This is a genomic window from Aeromonas sp. 2692-1, assembly GCF_013085505.1.
GTDB lineage: Bacteria > Pseudomonadota > Gammaproteobacteria > Enterobacterales > Aeromonadaceae > Aeromonas > Aeromonas hydrophila.
In genome coordinates this window covers 2740850-2765463 of record NZ_CP038513.1, presented here as the reverse complement: position 1 = coordinate 2765463, position 24614 = coordinate 2740850, and the positions used below count along the sequence as shown (strand labels likewise).

Below are 24614 nucleotides of genomic sequence, written 5' to 3'. Positions count from 1 at the left end.
GCAGATGCGGGGCCTTGGGGAGTTTACCTGATCCCTTTTCCAATCGATAAGGGCAGGATCACGTTTTATGCCTTATGGGCAGCCGCTTTGGCGGCAATCGACTGGTTCTCGTGCTTGAGGGTCATCGCCAGCAGGATGATGGAGAGCACGCAGGAAGCGGTCAGCACCATGAAGCCGCCATCCCAGCCGAAGTGGTCAACGGTGTAGCCCAGCATGGCGTTGGCCGCGACCGCGCCCCCCAGATAACCGAACAGGCCGGTGAAGCCTGCCGCAGTACCGGCGGCCTTCTTCGGCGCCAGCTCCAGGGCATAGAGGCCGATCAGCATGACGGGGCCGTAGATGAGGAAGCCGATGGCCACCAGCGCCATCATGTCGACGGTCGGGTTGCCGGCCGGGTTGAACCAGTAGACCAGCACGGCCACGGTCACCAGCACCATGAACAGGATGCCGGCCGGCGCACGGCGGCCCTGGAACATCTTGTCAGAGATCCAGCCGCACAGCAGGGTGCCCGGAATACCCGCCCACTCGTACAGGAAGTACGCCCAGGAGGAGTTGTCGACGCTGAAGTCCTTGGCCTCTTTCAGGTAGGTCGGCGCCCAGTCCAGCACACCGTAACGGATGAGGTAAACGAAGGCGTTGGCAATGGCGATATACCACAGCAGCTTGTTGTGCAGCACGTACTTGACGAAGATCTCCTTGGCGGAAAACTCCTGCTCGTGGCTTTCGTTGTAATCCTTCGGATAGTCGTTCTTGTGCTCTTCGATGGGAGGCAGACCCACGGATTGCGGGGTGTCACGCATCACGAAGAAGGCGATCACCGCGATGGCGGCGGCGGCAGCAGCCGGCACATAGAAGGCACTGCGCCAGTCGTTGAACCAGCCCATCCCCAGAATGAACAGCGGGCCTATCATGCCGCCACCCACGTTGTGGGCCACGTTCCAGACCGCGACCACTTCGCCGCGCTCTTTCTGTGACCACCAGTGCACCATGGTGCGACCACAGGGCGGCCAGCCCATGCCCTGTGCCCAGCCGTTCAGGAACAACAGCACGAACATGATGGCGATGCTGGAGGTGGCCCAGTGCATGGTCCCCATCATGAACATGATGCCGGCCGACAGCAGCAGACCGGCGGAGAGGAAGTAGCGGGCGTTGGAGCGGTCCGACACGTTCCCCATCAGGAACTTGGAGAGACCGTAGGCGATGGAGACGCCAGACAGCGCCAGACCCAGATCACCGCGGGAGAAGCCCTGTTCGATCAGATAGGGCATCGCCAGACTGAAGTTTTTCCGTACCAGGTAGTAACCGGCATAACCGAAGAAGATCCCGAAAAACACCTGCCAACGCATGCGTTTGTAGAAGGGGTCGACCTTGTCGGCCGGGAGCCTGTCTATGTGTGGTGCAGGCCTGAAGAGACTAAGCATGTTCTGCTTCCTTATTGTTGTTGTGGGCGGTTGAGGGTGCCCTGTCCATGCTGACCAATCAGATGAGTCCTGATTCGAAAGCGAGCCTATTGTGCTCATATGTGAACATTTAATCTGTGATGGAGGCTGAAATATTGCAGTTTTATTACAAAAGAAAGTGCCAAATGAGCAATCACTCATCAGCCGCAATCCCTTGTGTAGCAAGGCTTTTGGCTACCCACTAAGTGGTATAACCACTGTATCAACTTGCTTTCCGTCACATTTTCTTAGCAATGAGTGGGATCTTGTCCACATTTCCTGCGGGGAGGGAGTGGTGAATGGGCGATTTAGGTTTATTTTCTCTCTCGTCCGAGAACGAGCGCAAACGAGCATAACGTTTGCGTCAGCTCAAAAAACAAGAAGAAACGTTTTCGGACGCAATAATGGGAATGAAAAACAACAAAACGGAACATCAAACCTACTCTGGGTGGATATAAGGAATAACGGTATGAGCATACAAAGACCCAATACCCTGCTTGGCGAATGCATCGCCGAGTTTATCGGAACCGGCCTGCTGATATTTTTCGGCGTCGGCTGCGTGGCCGCACTGGTGCTGGCGGGAGCCAACTTCGGGCAATGGGAAATTTCCATTACCTGGGGTCTGGGCGTCGCCATCGCCATCTATGTCACCGGCGGTATCTCCGGTGCCCACCTCAACCCGGCCGTGACCCTGGCGCTGATGACCTTCTGCGGGTTCGACAAGCGCAAAGTGGTGCCCTACATCATCGCCCAGGTTGCCGGCGCCTTCTGCTTTGCGGCGCTGGTCTACTTCCTCTATGGTAACCTTTTCACCCAGTGGGAAGTGACCCACAACGTGGTGCGCGGCAGCGTCGAGAGCCTCGGCAGCGCCGGCATCTTCTCTACCTACCCCAATGCCCTGCTCTCCAACATGCAGGCCTTCGCGGTCGAGATGGTGATCACCGCCGTGCTGATGCTGGGCATCATGGCACTGGGTGACAACAACAACGGTGCCCCCAAAGGCTTCGCCGCCGCCCTGCTGATCGGTATCCTGATCGCGGTGATCGGCGCCTCCCTTGGCCCGTTAACCGGTTTCGCCATGAACCCGGCCCGTGATTTCGGCCCCAAACTGTTCGCCTTCCTGGCCGGCTGGGGTGACGTAGCCATGACCGGTGGTCGTGACAACCCCTACTTCTGGGTCCCCATCCTCGGCCCCATCGTTGGTGCCCAGATCGGTACTGCCCTCTATGTAAAAGTGTTGGCTCCCTGTGTACCGGGCAACCGCGTCGCCACCGAAGAAGCCGCCAAGCTGTCTAACAAAGAAGAGGCCGCCGCCTAAGAGCGGCCCTCCCCAACGTGTAAAAACGTGGAAAATAAAAACGTGGAGAACATCATGTCTGCTGAAAAGAAATATGTCGTCGCTCTGGACCAGGGTACTACCTCTTCCCGTGCCATCGTGTTTGACCAGGACGCCAACATAGTCGGTACCTCCCAGCGCGAATTCACTCAGCACTATCCGAAAGCGGGCTGGGTGGAGCACGACCCGATGGAGATCTGGGCGACCCAGTCCTCCGTCTTTACCGAAGTGCTGGCCAAGACTGGCCTGCGCAGCGAAGAGATCGCCGCCATCGGCATCACCAACCAGCGTGAAACCACAGTGGTATGGGAAAAGGCCACCGGCAAACCCATCTACAACGCCATCGTCTGGCAGTGCCGCCGTACCGCGGCCATCTGTGAAGAACTGAAAGCGCGCGGCCTGGAAGAGTACGTGCGTGAAAACACCGGTCTGGTGCTGGACGCCTACTTCTCCGGCACCAAAGTGAAGTGGATCCTCGACAACGTCGAAGGAGCCCGCGAGAAGGCGATGAACGGCGAACTGCTGTTCGGCACCATCGATACCTGGCTGGTGTGGAAGATGACCAACGGCGAAGTGCATGTCACCGACCCGACCAACGCCTCCCGTACCATGCTCTACAACATCCGCGACCTGAAGTGGGATCAGAAGATGCTGGACGAGCTGGGCATCCCCATGTCCATGCTGCCACAAGTGAAACCCTCTTCCGAAGTGTACGGCTACACCACCCGTGGCGGCGGCTCCCGCATCCCCATCGCCGGTATCGCCGGTGACCAGCAGTCTGCCCTGTTCGGCCAGCTCTGCTTCGAGAAAGGGATGGCCAAGAACACCTACGGCACCGGCTGCTTCATGCTGATGAACACCGGCACCGAACCGGTTCGCTCCAGCAACGGCCTGCTGACCACGGTCGCCATCGGCTCGAAAGGGGAAGTGAATTATGCCCTCGAGGGTGCGGTATTCATGGGTGGCGCCACCATCCAGTGGCTGCGTGACGAGCTGAAGATCATTCACGATGCCCGCGACACCGACTACTTCGCCTCCAAGGTGGGCGACACCAACGGCGTCTACCTGGTACCGGCCTTCGTCGGTCTGGGCGCCCCCTACTGGGATCCGTATGCTCGCGGCACCATGGTCGGCCTGACCCGCGGCGCCAACCGCAACCACATCATCCGTGCCGCGCTGGAATCCATCGCCTATCAGAGCCGCGATGTGCTGGATGCGATGCAGCAGGACTCCGGCATCAAGCTGGCCGCCCTCAAGGTCGACGGCGGCGCCGTGGCCAACGACTTCCTGATGCAGTTCCAGGCCGACATGATGCACACCCCGGTAGTGCGTCCGACCCGTATCGAGACCACCGCCATGGGCGCCGCCTTCCTGGCAGGTCTGGCCGTCGGCTTCTGGAAGAGCTCGGAAGAGCTGGAAGACAAGTTCAGCGTGGACCGCGAGTTCATCCCGCAGATGGACCGCGACGATCGCGCCAAGCGCTACAACGGCTGGAAAAAGGCGGTGGAACGTTCACGCCGCTGGGCAGAAGAGGAGTGATCGGGCAACCGACACAGCCTTGAGCTGAAAATATGAGAGGCCGACAGCGATGTCGGCCTCTCTTTTTTTTAGCGCCGCCCCGATGATGACGTCCCTATCCTGCCTCGGCTGGCACCCCAAGCACGGCGAGCCCCTTCTGCCGAGCAGCCCAGTCAGAGCACGCGGACTAGAGCATCTCGCTGCCGAGCTGCTCTTTGAGGAAATCGAGCCAGACCCGCAGCCGGATATCGCGCTGGGCATCGGAGTAGAACACCGCATTGATGGGGCGCGAGGCACCACTGTTGCTGCGGGCCAGCACCTCCACCAGGGCCCCGCTCATCCGATCCTGCCCGGTCATGAAATCCGACAGACAGACGATCCCCTGCCCCCGCAGCGCCAGCTGGCGCAGGGTCTCACCGCTGCTGGCACGCAGGGTCGGGGTGATGGGAAAGCGGTCCCCCTGCTCCTGGCTCAGCAGCGGCCAGTGGTTGAGGTGATCGGGGTGCAAAAAACCGAGCAGCTCGTGGCCGCTCAGCAGATCCACCGGTTGGCGCGGGGTGCCGCGCTCGCGCAAATAGTCGGGGGATGCCAGCAGCCGCAACCGCGAGCGGCCCAGCGGCAGCGCCCGCAGGGAGGAGTCGGTCAGCTCGCCGATGCGAATGGCCATGTCCACCCGCCGCTCCATCAAGTTGATAAAACCCTCGGAGCTGTGCAGTTGCAGCTCGATGGCGGGATAGCGGCGGCGAAACTCGCCGATGATGGGCACCAGCCGGTGCAGGATGAAGGGGGTGGCGGCATCCACCCGCAATACCCCCTCCGGCTGCTCGCGGCGCATCAGCAGCAGCCCCTCCGCCTCGCTCATCTCGGTCAGGATCTTCACCGCCCGCTGATAGAACCAGCTCCCCTCCTCGGTCAGACTGACCCGCCTCGTGGTGCGGTTGAGCAGCACGGTCGAGAGCTTCTCTTCCAGCCGCTTGATGCCGCGGCTCACCACCGAATTGTCCATGCCGAGGTTCTCCGCCGCCTGGCGAAAACTCCCCGCCTCCACCACCGCCACAAACAGGGTCAGTTCATCAGAATGGGTCTTCATTGCTGCAATCCAGACAAGAGTAATGGGACTTTATAGGCGTATTGTCCTTGGGTTGGCAAGTGAGGCGTCGCTTCGTATCGTGACATACCGCCTGTTTTATCTCCGTCCTTGTCAGTACAATGCCGTCAACTGGCATCGTATGGCGCCACGCTATGACAAGGACGACCTATGATATTCGACAACAGGCTGGCCGCCGCCCATCGGGAGCTGGCAGAGAAGGGTGTGCAGACGCTCAACTACAACCCGCCGCTCATCTGGCTGCTGCGAAAGGCTGGGTTCACCATCAGGCCGCCCCACTACGAACGCTTTCTGGTCAATGTCCTTACTCTGGGGATCCCCACTGGCGCTATCTGGGGGGTGTTGATGTGGTTCTTCGGCTGGCAACATGAGGTAACGCCAGCATTCGCCCTGCGCCAGAGCCTGCTGTTTGGCATAGGGGTCGGTCTGCTGATGGCGACCTGGCTCTGGTTTCGGCGCAAGCAGCTCAAGCTGACCCCTTGGGACGCCTTGCCCCACTCCACGATCCGCACGCAAAAACGCTGGCAACTGAAATAATCACCGACAAGGAAAGCCTCATGACCAGGGCCCATGAAAAACTGAACTATGTGGAGTTTGCAGCCAGAGATCTTGCCGCCACCAAGGCCTTCTTTCAGGCCGCTTTCGGCTGGCAATTTGCCGATTATGGCCCCGATTATTGCGCCTTCGAGGGGGAAGGGCTGGATGGCGGCTTCTATCGCGCCGATCTCTGTAGCCTGAGTGCGCAAGGCGGCGCCCTGCTGGTGTTCTACAGCGCCGATATTGAGGCGACCCAAGCCAAGGTGAGCCAACACGGTGGCACCATAGTTCGCCCCCTGTTCGATTTTCCCGGTGGCCGCCGCTTCCACTTCGTCGAGCCCAGCGGCAATGAATTTGCGGTTTGGTCCGAGCCGGCCAATGCCTGATGACAAGGGGGCGCCCCGGCGCTCCCTGCTCCTTTTACCGCCCTGACTTCCTCACCACCACCTCGCCCCGGTCCCTTCATTGCTGCTCTTATCTCAATAGTGTTTTGCGACTGCGGCCCTGTTTCGGGCAAGTCACGGTGGGCATACTGACTCCCGTCTTAACGAGGAGGTTCAGATGTCATCCCCCGTGATTGTGATTGCCCAGCTTGAAGCCAAACCCGAATTCGCCCCCCAGTTTCGTGCAGCCCTCGATCCGCTGATCGCCGCCACCTTGCTGGAGGCTGGCTGCCTGCGCTACCAGCTGCATCAGGATTTGGACAATCCCCACAGCTGGATGCTCTACGAGGTGTGGGAGAGCGATGCCGCCCTCAGCGCCCATCAGGGCCAGCCCCACTTTACCGAATTCGTCGCCAAGGCCGAGCCCTGGTTTGCCGGCAGTACCATTCGCCGCTATCAGCCGCTGAAGGCCTGATTTTCCGCGCCGCTGAGCGCCCTTTTGCCACCTATTTGAGGAATAACATGATGAAGATGCCCAACCTGGGTCTGGGAACCTTTCGCCTGACCGGCCAACCCCTGCGTGACTCCCTGCTGCAGGGGCTCGAGCTTGGCTACCGCCACATCGATACCGCCCAGATCTACGCCAACGAGGCCGAAGTGGGCCAGCTGATGAGCGAGAGCGGCGTACCCCGCCAGGATATCTATCTGACCACCAAGGTGTGGACCAGCGAGTTCGGGCCGGGCAAGCTGATCCCGAGCCTGGAAGTGAGTCTGGAAAAACTAGGCACCGACTATCTGGATCTGGCGCTGATCCACTGGCCCTCCCCTGAGGATGAGGTGCCGATGGCGGTCTATCTGGAGCAGCTGGTCGAGGCCAAGGCTCGGGGCCTGACCCGCGAGATCGGGGTCTCCAACTTCACCGTGGCCCAGCTTAAAGAAGCCATCGATATTCTGGGGCCGGGCGTCATCGCCCACCAGCAGGTGGAGATCCACCCGCTGCTGCAAAATCGCAAGGTGGTCGAATTCTGCCAGGCCCACGGCATCGCCATCACCGCCTATATGCCGCTCGCCTATGGCAAGGTGCTCACCGAGCCGCTGCTGATGGAGATCGGCAAGCACCACGGCGTCTCGGCGGCCCAGGTGTCGCTGGCCTGGCTGCTGGCCCAGGGCATGGCGGTGATCCCGAGCTCCACCAAGCGGGAGAATCTGGCCGCCAACCTGGCGGCGCTGAAGGTCACGCTCACTGCCGAGGAGATGGCCGCCATCGCTACCCTGGAGCGGGGCGAGCGCTGTGCCAACCCGGACTTTGCGCCGGATTGGGACTAATAAGCAGGTTCAACTGGATTGTTCCCTCTTCCCATGGGAGAGGGCTAGGATGACGGTATAGCAGGCTACCCTAGGCTAGTTTTGCTGCATATACAGATTGCCCCTCATCCCCAACCCTTCTCCCGCCAGGGGAGAAGGGGGCAGATAACGCTTAACGGTATTTTTCAGCAGAAGCGGGAGGCCCAGTGCCTCCCGCTTTTTTTGCGCGCCACTGCCACCCGTGCAGTTGTCCTCATCCACCCTGCCGCCTTTCTCTTGCCCTCTTTCTCTTGTCCCTTCCCTCTTTGTTGCCTAGCCGGTCTGTACGCCTTGCTACTACGCGCTTTGCTCCGCTGCTTCAACCACTCCCACTACCCCACTCCACGGCCCCATTGCTGCTTATTTGGCAAAAGTAATTTGATGTCACCGTCATTTTTACCAACAAACGCCCTCGGCATACTGGCGCCATTCTCCCGTCGGGAGTCCCTATCCAAGGAGTTGTTATGCCACTGGCGTTATTTGCCCTCACCCTGAGTGCCTTTGCGATCGGCACCACCGAATTCGTGATCGTGGGGCTTATCCCCACCATCGCCGAGCAGCTGAATGTCTCGCTCCCCTCCGCAGGCCTGTTGGTCAGCCTCTATGCCCTTGGCGTGGCCATCGGCGCCCCCGTGCTGACGGCACTGACCGGCAAGGTGCCGCGCAAGTGGTTGCTGGTGGGGCTGATGGCGCTCTTCACCGCCGGCAACCTGCTGGCCTGGCAGGCCCCCGGTTACGAGAGTCTGATTGTGGCCCGCATCCTGACCGGGCTAGCGCACGGGGTCTTCTTCTCGGTGGGCAGCACCATCGCCACCGGCTTGGTGGCCAAAGAGAAAGCGGCCAGCGCCATCGCCATCATGTTCAGCGGCCTCACCATAGCGCTGGTGACCGGCGTGCCGCTCGGCACCTGGATTGGTCAGGTCTTCGGCTGGCGCGAAACCTTTCTGGTGGTGAGCCTGCTGGGCCTCGTCGCCATGGTGGGCAGCCTGCTCTTGATCCCCAATAACCTGCCCAAAGGAGCAGCCTCGACTATTCGCGAGCAGCTCTCGGTGCTCACCAAAAAGCCCCTGCTGCTGGTCTACGCCAAGACTGCGCTGGGTTACGGCGGCGCCTTCACGGCGTTCACCTTCCTCGCCCCCATCCTGCAGCAGGTGAGCGGCTTTAGCGCCGGCGCGGTGAGCCTCATTCTGCTGGTGTACGGGGTATCGGTCGCCGTCGGCAATATCTGGGGTGGCAAGCTGGCCGACAAGATGGGCCCGCTGCCGGCGCTGAAGCTGCTGTTTGCCGGTCTCGCATTGGTGCTGCTGGTGCTCACCTTCACCGCGCCGCACCCGGTGCTGGCGGTACTGACCGTGCTGGTGTGGGGCGCCTTTGCCTTTGGCAACGTGCCGGGTCTGCAGGTGCTGGTAGTGAAGCAGGCCGAGCTGCACACCCCCAGGGCGGTGGACGTGGCATCGGGCCTCAATATCGCCGCCTTCAACGTCGGCATCGCGCTGGGCTCCATCGTCGGCGGCCTGGTGGTGGAACACCTGGGGTTGATGCACACCCCCTGGATCGGTGCGCTGATCGTGCTGCTGGCCTACGGCCTCACCCATGTCAGCGAGCGGCAGGCCGCCCGGGTTGCCCTCCCCGCCTGAGCGAACCTTCCAGCCGGATGCAAAAAGGCCGACACCTGTGTCGGCCTTTTCATGGCTGCGTCTCAAGACTCCTTGAGATCCTCATCGGCGGCCCAGCGCGCCTCCAGCCAGAGCAGGTTGACCAGCCCGCACAACAGGGCGAAGCCCAGTCCCAGAATCCAGGTGAAATACCACATATCGCATGATCCTTTGGTTGAAGAGGGTTAGTAGAGGCTGTGGCCGTGCTGGCGGATCTGCTGGGCGCTCATCTTGCCGCGCACCACCCGGTAGACCCAGAGGGTGTAGCCGATGTTGATGGGCATCAGCACCCCGACAATCCCCAGCATGATGAAGAGGGTGCGCTCGCTGGAGGTGCTGTCCCACAGGGTCAGGCTGCTGGACGGATCCAGCGACGAGGGCAGCACGAACGGGAACAGGGCGATGGCAATGGTCAGCATCATGCTGGCGCAGGCGCCGCCACTGGCGAGCAGGGCCGTGCGCGGCAGCTCGCGGGCGCTGGCCAGGCTGCTCACCATGGGCAGCACCAGGCCGAGCGCCGGCACGCACCAGAGCCAGGGATGGGCGACGAAGTTGGCAAGCCAGCCCTGCTGGGCCACCCCCACCTCCTTCATCAGCGGGGTGAGCGCCCCGTTGATATCCCCTATCTCCAGCACCCGGTAACCGGCCATCTGGCTGAGCCAGACGCCGCCCAGGGCAAACAGGCCGCTCGCCAGCGGGCCGAGCCAGAGGCTCTGGCGGGCGCAGCGCCGGGCGATCTCTCCCTGGGTCTTGCACTGCAGGAAGCTGGTGCCATGCAGCAACAGCAGCGCCAGCGCCGTCCCCATGCAGGTCAACAGCAGCGGCCAGTGGAAGTCAAAGGCACCGTAGTGGATGCGAAGGGCCGCATCGAAGCGAAACGGCAGCCCCTGCAGCAAAAAGCCCAAGGTAGCGCCAAACACCAGGGTCGGCAGCAGACCGCCCACCACCAGGGCGCGATCCCACCAGCGGCGCCAGACCGGATCCGCCAGCTTGCTGCGATAGTCAAAACCGACCGGGCGCAGGAACAGGCCGAACAGCAGGAACATGAAGGGCACGTAGAGCGCCGAGAAGGCGGCGGCATAGACCAGCGGCCAGGCGGCGAACAGGGCGCCGGCCCCGGCGATGAGCCACACCTGGTTGCCCTCCCACACCGGTCCCACGCTGTTGAGCAGCACCCGCCGCTCCTCGTCGTTCTTGGCCACCACCGGCAGCAGCATGGCCACGCCGAGATCGAAGCCATCCATCACCACGAAGCCGACCAGCATGAACAGCACCAGCCCCCACCAGATCAATTTCAGGGTTTCGTAATCCATCAGGCAGGACTCCCGTTTTGCAACACTTCACCTTGATAGCGACCCGTCTGCAGGCTGGCGGGCCCTTTGCGGATCACATGACGCAACAAGAACAACTCCACCACCAGCAGGCTGGTGTAGATGAGACAGATGGAGATCAGGCTGAACCAGAGCTGGCCCGGGGTCAGCAAGGAGACGGACGCCGAGACCGGCAGCACATCGCTGATGGTCCACGGCTGGCGACCGAACTCGGCCACGAACCAGCCCGCCTCGATGGCAATCCAGGGCAGCGGAATAGACCAGAACAGGGCCTTGAGCAGACGCGGGGATTGCACCAGCTTGCCCCGGCACAGCTGCAGGAAGGCAGCGGCAAACAGCGCCAGCAGCACCACGCCGATGCCTACCATCAGCCTGAAGCTCCAGAACAGCGGCGCCACCTGGGGGATGGAGTCCGCCACCGCCTTGGCGATGGCCGCCTCGTCCGCCTTGCCAATCTCCTTGGCATAAGGGGTGAGCAAGAGGCCATAGCCCAGATCCTGGCGATGACGCTCGAAGGTGGCTCGCGCCGCCTGGTTGCTGCCATCGGCCCGCATCGTTTCCAGCGCCTCGTGGGCCAGCATGCCGCTGCGAATGCGTTCCTCGTGCCGCGCCTTGAGATCTTTGAGGTCCGTCACCTGTTCATCGAGGGAGCGGGTGGCGATGATGCCCATCAGATAGGGGATCTTGACCGCGGCATGGGTGGTCTCGGCGGCCTGATCCGGAAAGCCGAACAGGGTGAAGGAGGCCGGCGCCGGCTCGGTGTGCCACTCCGCCTCAATGGCGGCCAGCTTCACCTGCTGCACCTCACCGGTGCGATAACCCGACTCGTCGCCGAGCACGATGACCGAGAGGATGGCCGCCAGACCAAAGCCCGAGGCGATGGCAAAGGAGCGCAGGGCGAAGCGCACCTCCATGCGGCGCAGCAGATACCAGCTGCTCACCCCCATCACGAACAGGGAGGCCGCCACATAACCCGCCGCCACCGTGTGCACGAACTTGACCTGGGCCACTGGGTTGAAGATCACCGCGGCCACGTCCACCAGCTCCATGCGCATGGTCATGGGGTTGAACTCGGCGCCGACCGGGTTTTGCATCCAGCCGTTGGCGATGAGGATCCAGAGCGCGGAGAGGTTGGAGCCAAGCGCCACCAGCATGGTCACCAGCAGGTGCTGACCGCGGGAGAGCTTGTCCCAGCCGAAGAAGAACAGCCCCACCAGGGTGGACTCGAGGAAGAAGGCCATCAGCCCCTCCACCGCCAGCGGCGTGCCGAAGATGTCGCCGACATAGTGGGAGTAGTAGGCCCAGTTGGTACCGAACTGGAACTCCAGGGTAATGCCGGTGGTCACCCCCATCACGAAGTTGATGCCAAACAACTTGCCCCAGAAACGGGTGATGTCTTTGTAGATCACCTTGCCGGTCATCACGTAGGCCGACTCGGCGATCACCAGGATCCAGGACAGCCCCAGGGTGAGGGGCACAAACAGAAAGTGGAACATCGCCGTCGCCCCGAACTGCATTCGGGAGAGGCTGACCACATCATCCAGGCTTATCATGCATGACTCTCTATGTTGCATTTAACAGACAGGTTTTCGCCCGTTAAGTACATCACGGTCCATGACACCTATAACAGATGCAGTTATAGTGAAATATACCTATAACAGTTTGAACCCACCATGTCCCTATACGGCCAGCTGGCAGATCAGCTGCAACAGCAGATAACGAGCGGTCTCTGGCAGCCGGGGGAGCGCATTCCCTCCATCCGCCAGAGCTGCAAGACCCATGGCCTCAGCCCCATGACGGTGCTGCAGGCCTACCAGCTGCTCGAAAGCCGCGGCCTCATCCTGGCGCGCCCCCAGTCCGGCTACTACGTCAAGGCCGCGCCCTCCCGCCCGGCCGCCAGCCCGCCCCAGCAGGCGCACTACAGCGGTTCGGTGGACATCAACGATCTGGTGTTCGAGGTGTTGCAGGCGAGCAAATCGCGGGAGCTGGTGCCGCTCGGCATGGCGGTGGCGGATCCCACCCTGTTCCCCCACCCCCAGCTCGGCCGGGCGCTGGCCAGCAGCATGCGCCGACTCGACCCCTTCAGCACGGTGGCAGATCTGCCTCCCGGCAACGAGGCGCTGCGCCGGGCCATCGCCCAGCGCTACGCCGGCGAGGGGCTGGCGGTAGACCCCCAGCAGATCATCATCACCACCGGCGCCATGGAGGCGCTCTCCCTCAGCCTGCAGGTACTGACCGAGCCCGGCGACTGGGTGGTGGTGGAGTCCCCCACCTTCTACGGCGCCCTGCAGGCCATCGAGCGACTCAAGCTGAACGCGGTGGAGATCCCGGTGATCCCGGGGTCGGCATCGATCTCGCCCTGCTGGAGGAGGCCCTCGCCCAGCGCCCCATCAAGGCGTGCTGGCTGATGGGCAATGTCCAGCACCCGCTCGGCCACACCATGCCGGATGAGCACAAACAGGCGCTGATGGCGCTGCTCAACCGGCGCGGGGTGGCACTGGTGGAGGACGACGTCTATGCCGAGGTCTACTTCGGCCGCGAGCGGCCAAGGCCCATCAAGTATTGGGATACCAGTGGCGACAGCCTGCTGTGCAGCTCTTTTTCCAAGTGCCTGGCGCCCGGCTTTCGGGTCGGCTGGGTGGTGGCCGGTCGCCACGCCGCGCGGGTGCAGCGACTGCAGCTGATGTCGACCCTCTCCACCAATGTGCCAAGCCAGCTGGCGCTGGCCGAGATGCTGCGCCAGGGCGGTGTGGATGCCCACTTTCGCCGGCTGCGCCACACCCTGGCCCAGCGCCAGCAGCAGATGCGGGCCGCCCTGCTGCGCCTGCTGCCGGGGGAAGTGAGCATCTCCTCCCCCGATGGCGGCTACTTTCTCTGGCTCGAATTTGACCGGCGCCTCGACAGCCGCGCCCTGCACGCCCAGGCGCTGGCCAGCGGTTTTTCACTGGCCCCCGGCGCCCTCTTCTCCAGCAAGGGGCTGCACAACCACTGCCTGCGCCTCAACAGCTCCCATCCCTGGAGCGAGCAATTGGAGGCGGCCCTCACCCGGTTGGCAGAGCTCATTCACCAACAGCTGGACTCAGCTCCCGCCAAAGACCAAAAGGCCCCATGATGGGGCCTGTTCCTTGCGGAATTATCTGATTGAAACGGGCTTATCTGACCATGGTCTGTGACAACATCTTGAACCCCAGCGCCTCGTAGAGTGCCTTGGCCCGTTCGTTGAACGACATCACCTCCAGCCGGATCTGGTGGGCACCGTGCCCCTTGCCCCACTCGTCACAATGGGCGATCAGCGCTTTGCCGATGCCTTGGGAGCGGCGCCCCTCATCGACCACCACGGTGCCGATGCGGCAGATGGGCTCTTTGCTCAGAAACGGGATGGTCTCGTTGATATCGATGCGCGCAGTCAAAAAGCCCACCACGGCCCCCTCCTGCTCGGCAACGCAAAACAGCCGCCCTTCGGCGGCGATGGCCGCCAGCAAGAAAACCCGCTCCTCGGGGGACGGAGAACAAAAGACCTCCGGGGCCTGCTCGAAGTGGATCTCTCCTATCTGCCGGTTCAGCTCGAGGATAGCGTCGATGTCCTGCTCCTGTGCCTTGCGTATTTCCAATGAATGCTCCTTGCCTCTGTGTCCTGGCGATGATGTGCCTGAGCGATGAGACGGTCTCATCTGCTCCCTTTTGGCCGAAGAGCCATCATAGTGGCTGCCCGCGCCAATAAGAAGTGTCGTGACCAGTGACTAGTGACCAGACACAACAAGGCCCCGTGACGGGGCCTCATCGACAATCCTTGTCCCTGACGGGGTTCAGGCCGGCTGCGCCAGCTGGGCCACCTGCCGCTCTATGCTGCCTTTGAGGTTGTCATCAAGCTTGAGGGCGCGCGCCAGCTCGTCCAGATAACCGCGCTCCATGAAGTGATCCACCTCGATAGCGAGCAGGGAGGCGAGGTAGACCTCGGTCGCCAGCTCCATGTCGGTCACTTCCCGTGCCAGGGCGTGGGGGTCGAGCGGACGGGCCAGCTCGGCATCGATCCAGCGGGCCGCATCACTCTGGCCCTGTTCGGTCAGGTACTGCTGGATCTTCTGGCGCTCGTCGCCGTCAATATGACCGTCGGCCCGGGCTGCCGCCACCATGGCGCGCACCAGCAGGGCTGCTCTGGCATCCAGCGCATTGCCCTGCAGGGTATCGAGGGGCTGGGTCGGCTGGGCCGGGCTTGACTGCTGGGCCTGCCAATCCTGATAGAGCTTGTAGGCCAGCCCGCCGAGCGCCGCCGCGCCGCCCACCGCCGCCACCTTGCCGCCATATTTGCGCATCTTCTTGTTGCCAAGCAGCAGGGCCATGGCGCCGGCCGCCAGGCCCCCTTGCGCCATCCCCTTCATCTGCGCCTTGCGACTGTCGCCGCCTTCGTTGAGCCAGCCTTTGCCAGCGCCCAACAACTGATCAAGCATCTGTTTCATCATGACTCCTCGCAATTGACTCCCCCATGCTTGCGCCGGGCCGATGAACCAAGAGTGAATGAGGCCCCATTATCGCAGCACAGCCTGTGCATCCCGTCGCCATTCGCGGTATACCTGAAACAGGTCAACAAGGAGCAACCGGATGCGCACCCTCACCCCATGGATCCCCCTCGGCCTGGCCCTGCTGTGCGGCCCCGCCAATGCCGCCAGCGAGCTTGATCGCCCGGCCCAGCAAGCCAAGCTGGATGCCGCCTGCCAGCAAGCCCAGCAACAGCTGGTCGAACAGGGCAAGCAACAGCGGATCGACGCCTGCATCAAGGCGGGCGGCAAGGCCGCCAAATGCCAGCAGGAGTTCGCCAGCTTCGGTCAGCGCGAGGGCAACAAGCGGCCCGATCTCAACAACCTGGCCCCCTGCCAGCAGGCTGACGCCTATCGCAAGAGCTACCGGCAATGACCCTCAATCAAGGAGCACCCATGACCCCACCCCGCGAGCTGACCCTGCAGTTTCTGGCCGAGCCCGCCGACGTCAACTTCGGCGGCAAGGTACACGGCGGCATGGTGATGAAGTGGATAGATCAGGCGGGCTACGCCTGCGCCGCCGGCTGGTGCGGCGGCTACGCGGTGACCGTCTACGTGGGTGGGATCCGCTTTTTGCGCCCCATCCAGATAGGCCAGCTGGTAGAGGTGCACGCCCAGGTGATCCACACCGGCACCACCAGCATGCACCTGGCGGTGGATGTCTACAGCCGCCACCCGGCCAGCCGGGAGCGCCACAAGACCACCCACTGCATCATCATCTTCGTGGCCATGGACGAGAGTGGCAAACCGACCCCGGTGCCCCAGTGGCAACCGCAAAACGAGAGCGATCGGCAGTTGCAGCAGTACGCCCTCAAATTGATGGCCCTGCGCGAGCAGATCGAACAGGAGATGCGCCAGCACCTCTAGCCGGGTCACCCGCAACACCAGACAGGTCCCCATCCGGGAGCAGCCCTGTATAATGGCGTTTTCCCCGTTACGGAGTCTGTCATGTCATTGGAAACTGCCCCGCCCGAGGTCCAGCTCGCGGTGGATCTCATCGAACTGCTGGAGACCAACCGGATTGAACCGGCCCTCGCCCTGGCGGCGCTGGCCATCGTCTCCGCGGACTATCAGCGCAAGCTCAACGAAGGCAAAGAGTGCTGAGCAAGGTTGCCTTGCCACCCATCGCGTACAGGAGGTGTCATGACAGATCCCATCCGTTTTGAAACCGGCCGCCCCATGCTGCTCGGCGGCCTGCGCCGTCACCATGCCTTCGCCCACGCCGACTTCGGCGGCCAGTGGCGCGATTTCAGCGCCCTGGGTCCGCTGCCGGGCCAGCTCGGCGAGCATGCCTACGGTGTCATCTGCGGCGTCACCGCCACCGAGTGCGAATACATGTGCGCGGTGGAGGTCGCCGCGCTGGAGGTGCTGCCCAAGACGCTGGGGCGGATGCGCATCGAGCCCCAGACCTATGCCGTCTTCCTGCATCAGGGGCATGTCTCGACCATGCCGCACACCTGGCAGCAGGCACTGGACTGGCTGGCGCAGTCCGCTTACCAGTCTGCCCACAAGCCCGATTTCGAGCGCTATGGCGCCGCCTTTGACCCGGACACCGGCAGCGGCGAGGTCGAACTCTGGCTCGCCGTGCTGCCGCGCCAGGCCATCGCCTGAGCATCCCGCGCTCTCTGCCTTGATACACCGGCAAGGTTTAACCCAGACGAGGGGCTGACTCGGCGCACGGGCAGTGCAAGGATATGGCTCCCTTACTGCCCGAGAGTTGTTATGGATAACCAGGAATGTCTCGACCAGGCCGGTCTCTGGAGCCGCTCCGCCCGCATCATGACGCTGGCCTGCCTCATCGTCTTCATGGCCCAGATGGCCACCACCGTTTACCTCCCCTCCCTGCCCGTGGTGATGACGGATCTCGCCATGACCCGGCAAGGGGCCGAGCTCTCCATCTCGTTGTTCGTCATCGGCGCCGCCCTGCCGGTGCTGTTCTGGGGCGCCGCCGCCGATCGCTACGGTCGCCGGCTGCCCCTCGCCCTGTCACTCTTGCTGTTTGTCGGCCTCAGCCTGCTGCTGGCCACCACCAGCCAGGGGCCGCTGCTCTTGATCCTGCGCACCCTGCAAGGGGTGGCGGCCGGCGGGGCGGCCATCATCGCCCGCATCCTGGTGCGGGATCACTGGCACGGCGATGAGCTGGCGCGCCGTCTCTCGGTGCTCTCCATCGCCTTCATCACCGCCCTCGGCGGCGGTCAGTGGATAGGCGGCCTCATCAGCCGTTATGCCCATTGGCAGCTGGGATTCGTGCTGATGGCCGGGGTCGGTGTGCTGGCGCTGCTTTTGATGAGCAGCCTGCCGCTGCAGGGGCCCAACCCGGCGGCGACGGGCGGCGGCATGTGGGCCTGTTACGCCAGCCTGCTGCGCCGCCCCGGCTTTTTCTGGCCGGCCTGCGCCGGCGGCATCGGCTTTGCCATCACGGTGACCCTGCAGGAGGTGAGCCCCTTCGTGCTGCAGCAGGGGTTTGCCCTCGAGGTCACCACCTTCGGCAGCCTGGGGTTGCTGATCGGTATCGCCTACTTCGCCGGCGCCATGACGGTCAACCGGCGGGTCGCCCGGGTGGGAGGCCGCCAGCTGATGCGCCAGGGGGCCGCACTCATACTGCTGGCGGCCGGCGGCATGCTGCTGCTCTGGGCACTGGGCGCCCTGCGGGGCAGCGGTGGATTGGTGGCCATGATGATCTGCTACTGCCTCATCATCTTCGGGCAGGCGGTGCTCTTTCCCAACAGCATGGCGCTGGCGGTAAGCGATGGCCGCGAGCACGGCGCCTACGCCATGGCCCTGTGCGGCTTCCTGCAGCAGGGGGTGGCCGGGGTGGCCGCCGCCGGCGCCACCCTGGTGAGCCATCACGGTGCCTGGGCCCCGCTCATCTTCACCCTGGCGCTCATCACCCTGTTCATCGTGCGCACCAGGGTGCGCTAAGCAGGCATCTGCATCTGCCTGCGTCCCCTCACTGCTCAGCGGGCCCCATCACCCGATCGCACAGGCTGATGAGGGCCTCGCAGAGGCGCGTAAGGGGCTCGCCGCGCTCCGCACCCAGGTGCAGCGCCAGCTCCACCGGCGCCACCGCCGGCCAGTGGGTCAGCTCCTGCTGATCCGGCTGCAGCAAACGCCGGGGCAGCAAGCTGACCCCGATCCCGGCGCTCACCGCCCCTGCAGGCTGGCCAGGCTGGCGCTGACGTAGGCGATGCGCCAGCGCCGCCCCATCCCGTCGAGTGCCTCGGTCACCTGCCGCCGATAGAGCCCTTCGCTCGGGAACACCACCAGCGGCAAGGGATCCCGCTCGCTGGCGGGCCAGGCACGGCTGTCGACCCAGGCCAGCGGTTCGCGCCAGCAGGCGCGCGGCGCCCCCTGTCCCCGTGCCTGTTTGACCAGCGCCAGATCCAGCTCGCCAGCCTCGAAGCGCTGCCAGATCTCGTGGCTGAGGCCGCTGTGCACCTCCAGCCGCACCTGCGGGTAATCGCGGGCAAAGGCTGCCAGCACAGGGGCGATGGCGCCGGCGGCAAAATCCTCCGGAACCCCCAGGCTCAGTTGCAGGCTGGCCTCGGCCACCTGCTCCTCGGCCCGGGCCAGCAGGGCCAGGATGCTGCGGGCCAACCCCAGCAGCTTCTCCCCCTCTGCCGTGGTCACCACCTGGCGACCGGCGCGGTCCAGCAGCGGGCAGCCGAGCTGCTGTTCGAGCCGTCGCATCTGCTGGCTGATGGTGGATTGGGTGAGGTGCACCCGTTCACCGGCACGGGTAAAACTGCCGCTGTCGACGATGGCGACAAAGCTGCGCAGCAAGAGGGGATCCAGCATGGCGACTCCATTTACAAAACCACTGGATGTCATTCTATCATTTAATTTCCCCATGACTGATTCCCCCGCTAGGCTGGTCTCCTCCCATCCCCTTGCCTCGAGGATCCGTCATGCCCCACTCCCTTGCCGAACCCGCCGGCTCACGCCTGATCGCGTCGCTGACCGCCAATCCCAGCCATCAGGAGTGGCTGGAGCAGGCGCTGCAACTGGCCCTTCATAACCACCAGCAGGGAGGCCGCCCCTTTGCCGCCCTGCTGGTGCAAGGCAACCAGCTGGTGACCAGCGCCGTCAACGGCATGCACCAGGATGGCGACCCCACCCGCCACGCCGAGCTGGAAGCCCTGCGCCAGGCCAGCCAGGTCGGGCCGCTGGCGGGCGCCATCGTCTACGCCAGCGGTCACCCCTGCCCCATGTGCCTGAGCGCCCTGGTGATGAACGGCATTGTCGCCGTCTATTATGCCTTCGATAACGAGGATGCGGCCCCGTTCGGCTTTGACAGCACGGCCGCCTACCACAAGCTGGGCCTGCCCCTCGCGCCAGCCCCCCTGCCACTCATCAAGCTGCCGAGCCCGCTGGCCGCCGCCGAGCTCTATGGTGCACCAGACCATGGTTGAGGCCCGCATCGATACGCGCCAGCAGCAGGCCCTGCTGATGCTGGTGGTCCTGATCGGGCTCAACCTGCGGCCGTTTCTCACCGCCATCGGCCCCTTGAGCCGCGACATTGCCGAGGCGCTCGGGCTTGGCATGGACACCCTGGCCTGGCTGACCCTGCTGCCACTCTGGCTCATCGGCGGCGGCGTGCTGCTCACCCCGGCCCTGCGCAGTCGCACCGGGCCGCGCCAGTTGCTGGGGGCGGCCCTGCTGCTGCTGGGCATGGGCAGCGCCATGCGCTTCGAAGCGGCCAGCGGTGCCCTGCTCATCGCCAGCGCCGCCCTCTGCGGGCTGGGCTCGGCCCTGGTGCAAGGGGTGCTGCCCGGCCTCATCAAGCAGGCGTTTGCCCAGAAGGTGCCGCTGGTGATGGGCATCTTCTCGGCCTGCATGATGGGGGGCGGGGCGCTGGGTGCCAGCCTCACCCCGCAGCTCGCCGCCCAGCTCGACTGGTCCCAGGCGCTGGCGCTGTGGAGCCTGCCGGTGCTGCTGGCCATGGGCTGGCTCGGCTGGCGAGTACGACTGCCCGCGACACCGGTGGCAGTGTCCGGTGGCGGCGAGCAGCGCCTCATCAGCCTGCCCCGCAGCTGGCTGCTGATAAGCTGCTTTGGCATCATCAACAGCGGTTACGGCATCGTCGTGGCCTGGCTCGCGCCGGCCTACATGGCGCAGGGCTGGAGCCCCCAGCAAGGCGGCGAGCTGGTGGCCTGGCTGGCGCTGGCCCAGACCGTGAGCGGCCTCGGCCTGCCGCTGCTGGCCGCCCGCCGGCTCGACCGGCGACCCTGGATGGGATTGGCCATCGCCATGCAACTGGCCGGCTTTGGCGGCCTCTGGCTGGCGCCGACTGCCGCCCCCATCCTCTGGTGCATGCTGTGCGGCGCCGGCCTTGGCGGCAGCTTCTCCCTCATCATGGTCATCGCGCTCGATCACCTGCCGGATCCGCGCCGCGCCGGCACCCTCAGCGCCCTGATGCAGGGGTTCGGCTTCATGCTGGCGGCCACCGGCCCCTGGGTGGCGGCCCGCCTGCATCACCTGAGCGGTGACTTCGCCGCCGCCTGGCAGTGGCAGCTGGCCGGTCTGGTGCTGATGAGCCTGCTGGTTCTGCGCCTGGATCCACGCCGCTACCCCAGCGCCATGAAGCTGGCCACACCGTCTCCCGCCCCCACTCCCATCAGCTGATCTGTGCTTGTCTCCTCTTTCCCGAATGAGGAGGCAAGCTCACCACCTTCCAGCCTCTCCCCATTCCTTGCTCGCTTTCCGGTATCGGGCCAGCTGAGCAAACCATCAGCAAAAAAACTGCATATCCATTTGATTTGTAACACATTAAACCTTCCCATATGGTGGGTTGCGCCGCCATATGAGCCCATTAAGGTAAGGCACTCAGACGAGAATTAATCTCGTTTCGTCTGACAGGGAAGAGGCTGTATTCATCAAGGAGGAGAACGCCACGCGCCAGTGGCTTTGCTATCACTCAAAGGAAATCACATGCAGACAAACACAAAATGGGCTTCTCTACTCGGTGGCTTGGCCATGCTAGGCGGTGCCATCTCACCGGTCATGGCCGACGAGTCATTCAACCTGTGGCAGGAGTGCGCCACCCGTTGCACTCTGGATCTGGCCCAGGGGGTGCGCGCCAGCCAGCTCGATGTCGCCGGCCTGCTGGGTGAACAAGCCGGATCCGGGGTACTGCACTACTCCATGGTATTGGAGGAAGGAGGAGACAGCCTCAAGCTGGCCCTCGGCAATGCGCTGACCCTGCGCACGGATGGCACCACCATCACCCTGACCAGCGCCACCGCGGGCAAGGGCCCGCGCACCTACAGCTATACCCGCCAGGGACACGGCAACTGGTCGCTGCATTGGCTGGTTCCCGTCGGCGACGATGCGCCCGCCAGCATCAAGGTCTTCTTCCACGAGCTGGATGCAGGATCCGAGGTGAGCCATATCTCCCCCATCTACAGCATCGAAGTGAGCGACGACCTGCTGCGCAGCATGGCCAGCAACTCGACACTCTTCGTCAGGCACGTGGAAAACAATCAGATCAATCGCAGCCTCACCCTCAGTGCGGCCGGTGTCGGCTTCGTGGCGGCGCCCACCCAGCACAGCCGTCAGAAGCGCTGGAGCGAGTGGCACAGCGGCAAGGTGTTGTGCCTGCTGGATCCGCTGGATGCGGTCTACAACTACCTGTCGCAGCGCACCTGCAACCTGGGTGATACCTGGGAAGGCAAGGTCTACCGGGTATTGGCCGGCGCACCCGCCTCTCACGATACCCATATCGTGCCGACCGCCATCAGTCATCGTCTGCACTTTGCCAAGGGAGACGGTCTGGCGGCCCTCACCACTCATCAGGTTTGCGCCATACCGCTTGAATCCCTGGCCAGAAGCCGTCAACCCAGAGGCTGGGAAGAGCTCAGCCAGTGCGGTTATCCGGTCCACAATCTCATCACCCTCTATCTACTGACCCGCCTGCCATGGTCACAGCTTGATACCGTGATCACCCAGGCGCTGGCCAACACCACGCCAGAGGATGGTTCAACGCCACGAGGGCAGCTGGCACAAGCCATTCGGGAGAACCCGGCCCAGGCACGGCTGGCCCTGAGCATGGCGGCCGCCCAGAGCGACGCCTTCAGCCACCAACAGGCGGGCAATAGCCAAGAACAGGCCGCCAGCGCCGACGTGGTCAATCTCACCTGCCCTGCCGCCGATCTCAACTGCCTGGCGCCGGCCGACAGCGCCGATGCCCTGCAGGAGCGGGACTATCCGAACGGTGCCAGCTTCCTGGGTGACGGGGACGAGGTCAGCTTCAGCACGGCCGGTACTCGCAACTGGTCGGTGACCCGCCTGGAGCAAGCCCATCGCCAGTTGCTGGCGCGCGGTTATCTCTTCGTCGGTTATCACGGCACCTTCCTCGAAGCCGCCCACAGCATAGTGTTTGAAGGGGTGCATGAACGGGATCAATCCTCCATCGCTCCTTGGCAAGGCTTCTATGTCGCTGGCGATCCGGCCCTCGCCTACGGTTACGCCCAGGATCAGGAAGCGGATGCCCGTGGCCGCATCCGCAATGGCGTGCTGCTGCGGGTGTATGTGCCGCGCGCCGCGCTGCCTCACCTCTACGCGACCCAGCAGACCCTGGCCGATCCCGGCGCCGTCGATGAGGTCGGCCGCCTGATTGGTCACCCCCTGCCGCTGCAGCTGGAGGCCATCACAGGACCGGAAGAGGAAGGTGGACGCCTGGAAACCATTCTGGGTTGGCGGCTGGCGGAGCAGGCGGTGGTGATCCCCTCCACCATACCGACGGATCCGCGCAATGTCGGCGGCGATCTTGACCTTGCCAGCGTGCCGCAGGAAGAGAGCTCCATCAGCGCCTTGCCTGATTACACCACCCAGCCCCGCGAAGACCTCTGAATCGCGGTTCATCGATACAAAAACACCGGCCTGTGGCCGGTGTTTTTTACTGTCAACGCGGGGAGTGAGAGGGTGGCTTAGCGCCCCTTCTTCTGCCGCCCACCTTGACCAGCGCGCGGTTTGGCCCCCTTGTTCGGGGCGCCTTTACCTGCGCTCCCTTTGGCCAAGCCGCCTTTGCCGGCAGCACCCTTGCCAGCCGGGCTCTTGTTTTCGAATGCCGACGGCCCCGGCACATTGGGACGCCCGCCAATCTCGTGGTCATCATCCCGGCGCGGTTTTTTGCCCGGTGCCAGCTTGCCGGCTTGCGCGGCGGACGCCTTGGGTTTACCGCCCTGCCCGGCGGCAGCTTGCCCGCCTTTGGCCGGTTTCACCTCGGAGGAGGAGTCTTCAATCAGCTTGAACAGCTCGATCAGCTCGTCGTCGGTGAGATCGCGCCACTCGCCCACCGGCAGCCCCTTGAGGCTGACGTTCATGATGCGAATGCGCTCAAGCTTGGTCACCTCGAAGCCGAAGTGCTCGCACATGCGGCGGATCTGGCGGTTCAGCCCCTGCACCAGGGTGATGCGAAACACGAACGGCGCCTCTTTCTTCACCTTGCACTTCTTGGTGACGGCACCCAGGATCGGCACCCCGGCGCCCATGCCCCGAATAAACTCGTCGGTGACCGGCTTGTCCACGGTCACCAGATACTCTTTCTCGTGATCGTTGCCCGCCCGCAGGATCTTGTTGACCAGATCGCCGTGGTTGGTCAGGAAGATGAGCCCCTGAGAGTCTTTGTCCAGTCGGCCGATAGGGAAAATGCGGGTACTATGGTTGACGAAGTCGACGATGTTGTCCTTCTCGCCCGCCTCGGTGGTGGAGACGATACCCACCGGCTTGTTCAGGACGATGAAGACCAGGCTATCCGCCTCGCGCGGCTCGATCACCTGGCCGTTGACCTTGACCAGATCCCCGGCAAACACCTGATCCCCCACCCCGGCCCGCTTGCCGTTGATGAAGACGTTGCCCTGCTCGATAAAGCGGTCGGCCTCGCGGCGCGAGCAGATGCCGCTCTCGCTGATGTATTTGTTCAGGCGCATGGATTCATCAGCCAGCATGGGTCACCTGCCACTGGCCTGCGGCCTGGATCCGGGTCATCAGGGCGGCACGCTGCCGGTTCACTAACTCAAAATTGTGCATATCATTCCATCTTCAAAAAAGGCCGCTACCGACCTGTCCGGCAAAAAGCGCCGACACATTAACATATTGCCCCCTGACACACGCCGGATAGTTGCATTCGGCCCGCCCCCTTCTCGCAAAATGCGCCCCCTGTCACGCGGCCAGCCCCCGATATTGCATCGTCATGCGCGGCCATTCGATTGCCGCCAGCGCCACCGAAGTCAACCTGGCAATGGCCACTTCCGCCGTTGCACGGAATCTTCTCGCTACGCCATAAAGATGCATGAAATATGCAAGAAACGATAACCCAAGCCAAATGACAGCAACATTTTCTTGCTATTTATTAATCAAAAATGCATAAAAAGATTTTGATTCGCGCGAATTATCTGCCCCTGCCGGCACTCTTCTCTGCTGTTTTC

The 24614-nt window shown here is 63.4% G+C and carries 23 protein-coding genes and 2 pseudogenes; 16 read left to right on the top strand and 9 right to left on the bottom strand.

From position 1 onward, the window contains the following. Positions 1-65 precede the first annotated feature (65 nt). Positions 66-1421, bottom strand: a complete 1356-nt coding sequence (gene glpT / locus E5E97_RS13220) for a glycerol-3-phosphate transporter (protein WP_011705541.1) — start codon at positions 1419-1421, stop codon at positions 66-68. 487 nt (positions 1422-1908) lie between these two features. Between glpT and E5E97_RS13215 the strand changes: the two genes are divergently transcribed. Together E5E97_RS13215 and glpK are read left to right on the top strand one after the other, a co-directional pair. After that, on the top strand, positions 1909-2757 hold the full coding sequence (locus E5E97_RS13215; RefSeq protein WP_011705540.1) for an MIP/aquaporin family protein: 849 nt from the start codon (positions 1909-1911) through the stop codon (positions 2755-2757). Between the two features lie 54 nt (positions 2758-2811). Beyond that, the gene (glpK, locus tag E5E97_RS13210) at positions 2812-4314 is read left to right on the top strand and encodes a glycerol kinase GlpK (protein WP_171280386.1); all 1503 of its coding nucleotides are present in this window, start codon (positions 2812-2814) and stop codon (positions 4312-4314) included. A gap of 166 nt (positions 4315-4480) precedes the next feature. On the opposite strand, the gene E5E97_RS13205 is transcribed toward glpK, so the two are convergent. After that, positions 4481-5383, bottom strand: coding sequence for a LysR substrate-binding domain-containing protein (locus E5E97_RS13205; protein ID WP_139748597.1), 903 nt, complete (start codon positions 5381-5383; stop codon positions 4481-4483). Positions 5384-5551: 168 nt separating this feature from the next. Here E5E97_RS13205 and E5E97_RS13200 point away from each other — a divergent pair, with 168 nt between their 5' ends. From E5E97_RS13200 to E5E97_RS13180, 5 genes are all read left to right on the top strand, one after another. Beyond that, positions 5552-5938 carry a DUF6404 family protein gene (locus E5E97_RS13200; protein WP_171280385.1) on the top strand — a complete coding sequence of 129 codons (387 nt, stop codon included), beginning with the start codon at positions 5552-5554 and terminating at the stop codon, positions 5936-5938. A gap of 20 nt (positions 5939-5958) precedes the next feature. Next, positions 5959-6324: a VOC family protein gene (locus tag E5E97_RS13195; RefSeq protein WP_171280384.1), complete on the top strand. Its 366-nt coding sequence runs from the start codon at positions 5959-5961 to the stop codon at positions 6322-6324. Between the two features lie 175 nt (positions 6325-6499). Then, complete coding sequence (locus E5E97_RS13190; RefSeq protein ID WP_024943726.1) at positions 6500-6796, top strand: putative quinol monooxygenase; 297 nt, start codon at positions 6500-6502, stop codon at positions 6794-6796. A gap of 47 nt (positions 6797-6843) precedes the next feature. Next, on the top strand, positions 6844-7647 hold the full coding sequence (gene dkgB, locus E5E97_RS13185; RefSeq protein WP_024943727.1) for a 2,5-didehydrogluconate reductase DkgB: 804 nt from the start codon (positions 6844-6846) through the stop codon (positions 7645-7647). Between the two features lie 482 nt (positions 7648-8129). Beyond that, a complete protein-coding gene (locus E5E97_RS13180) occupies positions 8130-9302 on the top strand; it encodes an MFS transporter (RefSeq protein WP_024943728.1) in 1173 nt (390 codons plus the stop codon). Between the two features lie 62 nt (positions 9303-9364). Here the strand turns inward: E5E97_RS13180 and cydX are convergent, their stop codons facing one another. The 3 genes from cydX to E5E97_RS13165 are packed head-to-tail and all read right to left on the bottom strand — an operon-like array spanning position 9365 to position 12204. Beyond that, positions 9365-9478 carry a cytochrome bd-I oxidase subunit CydX gene (gene cydX, locus E5E97_RS13175; protein WP_005310033.1) on the bottom strand — a complete coding sequence of 38 codons (114 nt, stop codon included), beginning with the start codon at positions 9476-9478 and terminating at the stop codon, positions 9365-9367. Between the two features lie 27 nt (positions 9479-9505). Next, on the bottom strand, positions 9506-10633 hold the full coding sequence (gene cydB, locus E5E97_RS13170) for a cytochrome d ubiquinol oxidase subunit II (RefSeq protein WP_039215757.1): 1128 nt from the start codon (positions 10631-10633) through the stop codon (positions 9506-9508). After that, entirely contained in the window at positions 10633-12204 is a 1572-nt protein-coding gene (locus tag E5E97_RS13165) for a cytochrome ubiquinol oxidase subunit I (protein WP_171280383.1), read from the bottom strand. The genes cydB and E5E97_RS13165 overlap by 1 nt, the downstream gene beginning before the upstream one ends. A 120-nt stretch (positions 12205-12324) precedes the next feature. Here E5E97_RS13165 and E5E97_RS13160 point away from each other — a divergent pair. Continuing rightward, a pseudogene (locus tag E5E97_RS13160) lies at positions 12325-13763 on the top strand (PLP-dependent aminotransferase family protein). Positions 13764-13803: 40 nt separating this feature from the next. On the opposite strand, the gene E5E97_RS13155 reads toward E5E97_RS13160, so the two are convergent. After that, positions 13804-14322, bottom strand: coding sequence for a GNAT family N-acetyltransferase (locus E5E97_RS13155; protein ID WP_171280382.1), 519 nt, complete (start codon positions 14320-14322; stop codon positions 13804-13806). A gap of 135 nt (positions 14323-14457) precedes the next feature. Continuing rightward, a complete protein-coding gene (locus E5E97_RS13150; RefSeq protein ID WP_017409909.1) occupies positions 14458-15108 on the bottom strand; it encodes a tellurite resistance TerB family protein in 651 nt (216 codons plus the stop codon). Positions 15109-15250: 142 nt separating this feature from the next. On the opposite strand from E5E97_RS13150, the gene E5E97_RS13145 reads away from it, so the two are divergent. The 5 genes from E5E97_RS13145 (at position 15251) to E5E97_RS13125 (ending at position 18108) form a co-directional block, all read left to right on the top strand. Beyond that, complete coding sequence (locus E5E97_RS13145; RefSeq protein ID WP_011705528.1) at positions 15251-15562, top strand: hypothetical protein; 312 nt, start codon at positions 15251-15253, stop codon at positions 15560-15562. 20 nt (positions 15563-15582) lie between these two features. Beyond that, the gene (locus E5E97_RS13140) at positions 15583-16053 is read left to right on the top strand and encodes an acyl-CoA thioesterase (protein ID WP_011705527.1); all 471 of its coding nucleotides are present in this window, start codon (positions 15583-15585) and stop codon (positions 16051-16053) included. Between the two features lie 81 nt (positions 16054-16134). Then, positions 16135-16290 carry a pleiotropic regulatory protein RsmS gene (gene rsmS, locus E5E97_RS13135; RefSeq protein ID WP_005299504.1) on the top strand — a complete coding sequence of 52 codons (156 nt, stop codon included), beginning with the start codon at positions 16135-16137 and terminating at the stop codon, positions 16288-16290. A gap of 39 nt (positions 16291-16329) precedes the next feature. Beyond that, positions 16330-16797, top strand: a complete 468-nt coding sequence (locus E5E97_RS13130) for a GyrI-like domain-containing protein (protein ID WP_103827700.1) — start codon at positions 16330-16332, stop codon at positions 16795-16797. A gap of 111 nt (positions 16798-16908) precedes the next feature. Next, positions 16909-18108 carry an MFS transporter gene (locus E5E97_RS13125; RefSeq protein WP_118881510.1) on the top strand — a complete coding sequence of 400 codons (1200 nt, stop codon included), beginning with the start codon at positions 16909-16911 and terminating at the stop codon, positions 18106-18108. Between the two features lie 28 nt (positions 18109-18136). Here E5E97_RS13125 and E5E97_RS13120 read toward each other — a convergent pair. Next, positions 18137-18984 (bottom strand): annotated as a pseudogene (locus tag E5E97_RS13120) (LysR family transcriptional regulator). Positions 18985-19094: 110 nt separating this feature from the next. Here E5E97_RS13120 and E5E97_RS13115 point away from each other — a divergent pair. The 3 genes from E5E97_RS13115 to E5E97_RS13105 all read left to right on the top strand — a co-directional run bounded on the left by E5E97_RS13115 (position 19095) and on the right by E5E97_RS13105 (position 23037). After that, entirely contained in the window at positions 19095-19598 is a 504-nt protein-coding gene (locus E5E97_RS13115) for a nucleoside deaminase (RefSeq protein ID WP_171280381.1), read from the top strand. Then, positions 19591-20811, top strand: a complete 1221-nt coding sequence (locus tag E5E97_RS13110) for a cyanate transporter (protein WP_171280380.1) — start codon at positions 19591-19593, stop codon at positions 20809-20811. Before E5E97_RS13115 ends, E5E97_RS13110 begins: the two co-directional genes overlap by 8 nt. Before the next feature lie 345 nt (positions 20812-21156). Next, a complete protein-coding gene (locus tag E5E97_RS13105; protein ID WP_118881513.1) occupies positions 21157-23037 on the top strand; it encodes an exotoxin A binding domain-containing protein in 1881 nt (626 codons plus the stop codon). Positions 23038-23114: 77 nt separating this feature from the next. Here the strand turns inward: E5E97_RS13105 and rluF are convergent, their stop codons facing one another. Continuing rightward, positions 23115-24134 carry a 23S rRNA pseudouridine(2604) synthase RluF gene (rluF, locus tag E5E97_RS13100; RefSeq protein WP_118881514.1) on the bottom strand — a complete coding sequence of 340 codons (1020 nt, stop codon included), beginning with the start codon at positions 24132-24134 and terminating at the stop codon, positions 23115-23117. Positions 24135-24614: the final 480 nt, after the last annotated feature.

Coding starts and splice junctions, on each gene's coding strand:
- E5E97_RS13195 (WP_171280384.1), top strand. CDS start 5,959: ATGACCAGGGCCCATGAAAAACTGAACTATGTGGAGTTTGCAGCCAGA.
- cydX (WP_005310033.1), bottom strand. CDS start 9,478: ATGTGGTATTTCACCTGGATTCTGGGACTGGGCTTCGCCCTGTTGTGC.
- E5E97_RS13115 (WP_171280381.1), top strand. CDS start 19,095: ATGCCCCACTCCCTTGCCGAACCCGCCGGCTCACGCCTGATCGCGTCG.
- rluF (WP_118881514.1), bottom strand. CDS start 24,134: ATGCTGGCTGATGAATCCATGCGCCTGAACAAATACATCAGCGAGAGC.
- E5E97_RS13215 (WP_011705540.1), top strand. CDS start 1,909: ATGAGCATACAAAGACCCAATACCCTGCTTGGCGAATGCATCGCCGAG.
- E5E97_RS13165 (WP_171280383.1), bottom strand. CDS start 12,204: ATGATAAGCCTGGATGATGTGGTCAGCCTCTCCCGAATGCAGTTCGGG.
- glpT (WP_011705541.1), bottom strand. CDS start 1,421: ATGCTTAGTCTCTTCAGGCCTGCACCACACATAGACAGGCTCCCGGCC.
- E5E97_RS13140 (WP_011705527.1), top strand. CDS start 15,583: ATGACCCCACCCCGCGAGCTGACCCTGCAGTTTCTGGCCGAGCCCGCC.
- rsmS (WP_005299504.1), top strand. CDS start 16,135: ATGTCATTGGAAACTGCCCCGCCCGAGGTCCAGCTCGCGGTGGATCTC.
- E5E97_RS13150 (WP_017409909.1), bottom strand. CDS start 15,108: ATGAAACAGATGCTTGATCAGTTGTTGGGCGCTGGCAAAGGCTGGCTC.
- E5E97_RS13205 (WP_139748597.1), bottom strand. CDS start 5,383: ATGAAGACCCATTCTGATGAACTGACCCTGTTTGTGGCGGTGGTGGAG.
- E5E97_RS13190 (WP_024943726.1), top strand. CDS start 6,500: ATGTCATCCCCCGTGATTGTGATTGCCCAGCTTGAAGCCAAACCCGAA.
- E5E97_RS13155 (WP_171280382.1), bottom strand. CDS start 14,322: ATGAGACCGTCTCATCGCTCAGGCACATCATCGCCAGGACACAGAGGC.
- cydB (WP_039215757.1), bottom strand. CDS start 10,633: ATGGATTACGAAACCCTGAAATTGATCTGGTGGGGGCTGGTGCTGTTC.
- glpK (WP_171280386.1), top strand. CDS start 2,812: ATGTCTGCTGAAAAGAAATATGTCGTCGCTCTGGACCAGGGTACTACC.
- E5E97_RS13200 (WP_171280385.1), top strand. CDS start 5,552: ATGATATTCGACAACAGGCTGGCCGCCGCCCATCGGGAGCTGGCAGAG.
- E5E97_RS13125 (WP_118881510.1), top strand. CDS start 16,909: ATGGATAACCAGGAATGTCTCGACCAGGCCGGTCTCTGGAGCCGCTCC.
- E5E97_RS13110 (WP_171280380.1), top strand. CDS start 19,591: ATGGTTGAGGCCCGCATCGATACGCGCCAGCAGCAGGCCCTGCTGATG.
- E5E97_RS13145 (WP_011705528.1), top strand. CDS start 15,251: ATGCGCACCCTCACCCCATGGATCCCCCTCGGCCTGGCCCTGCTGTGC.
- dkgB (WP_024943727.1), top strand. CDS start 6,844: ATGATGAAGATGCCCAACCTGGGTCTGGGAACCTTTCGCCTGACCGGC.
- E5E97_RS13130 (WP_103827700.1), top strand. CDS start 16,330: ATGACAGATCCCATCCGTTTTGAAACCGGCCGCCCCATGCTGCTCGGC.
- E5E97_RS13180 (WP_024943728.1), top strand. CDS start 8,130: ATGCCACTGGCGTTATTTGCCCTCACCCTGAGTGCCTTTGCGATCGGC.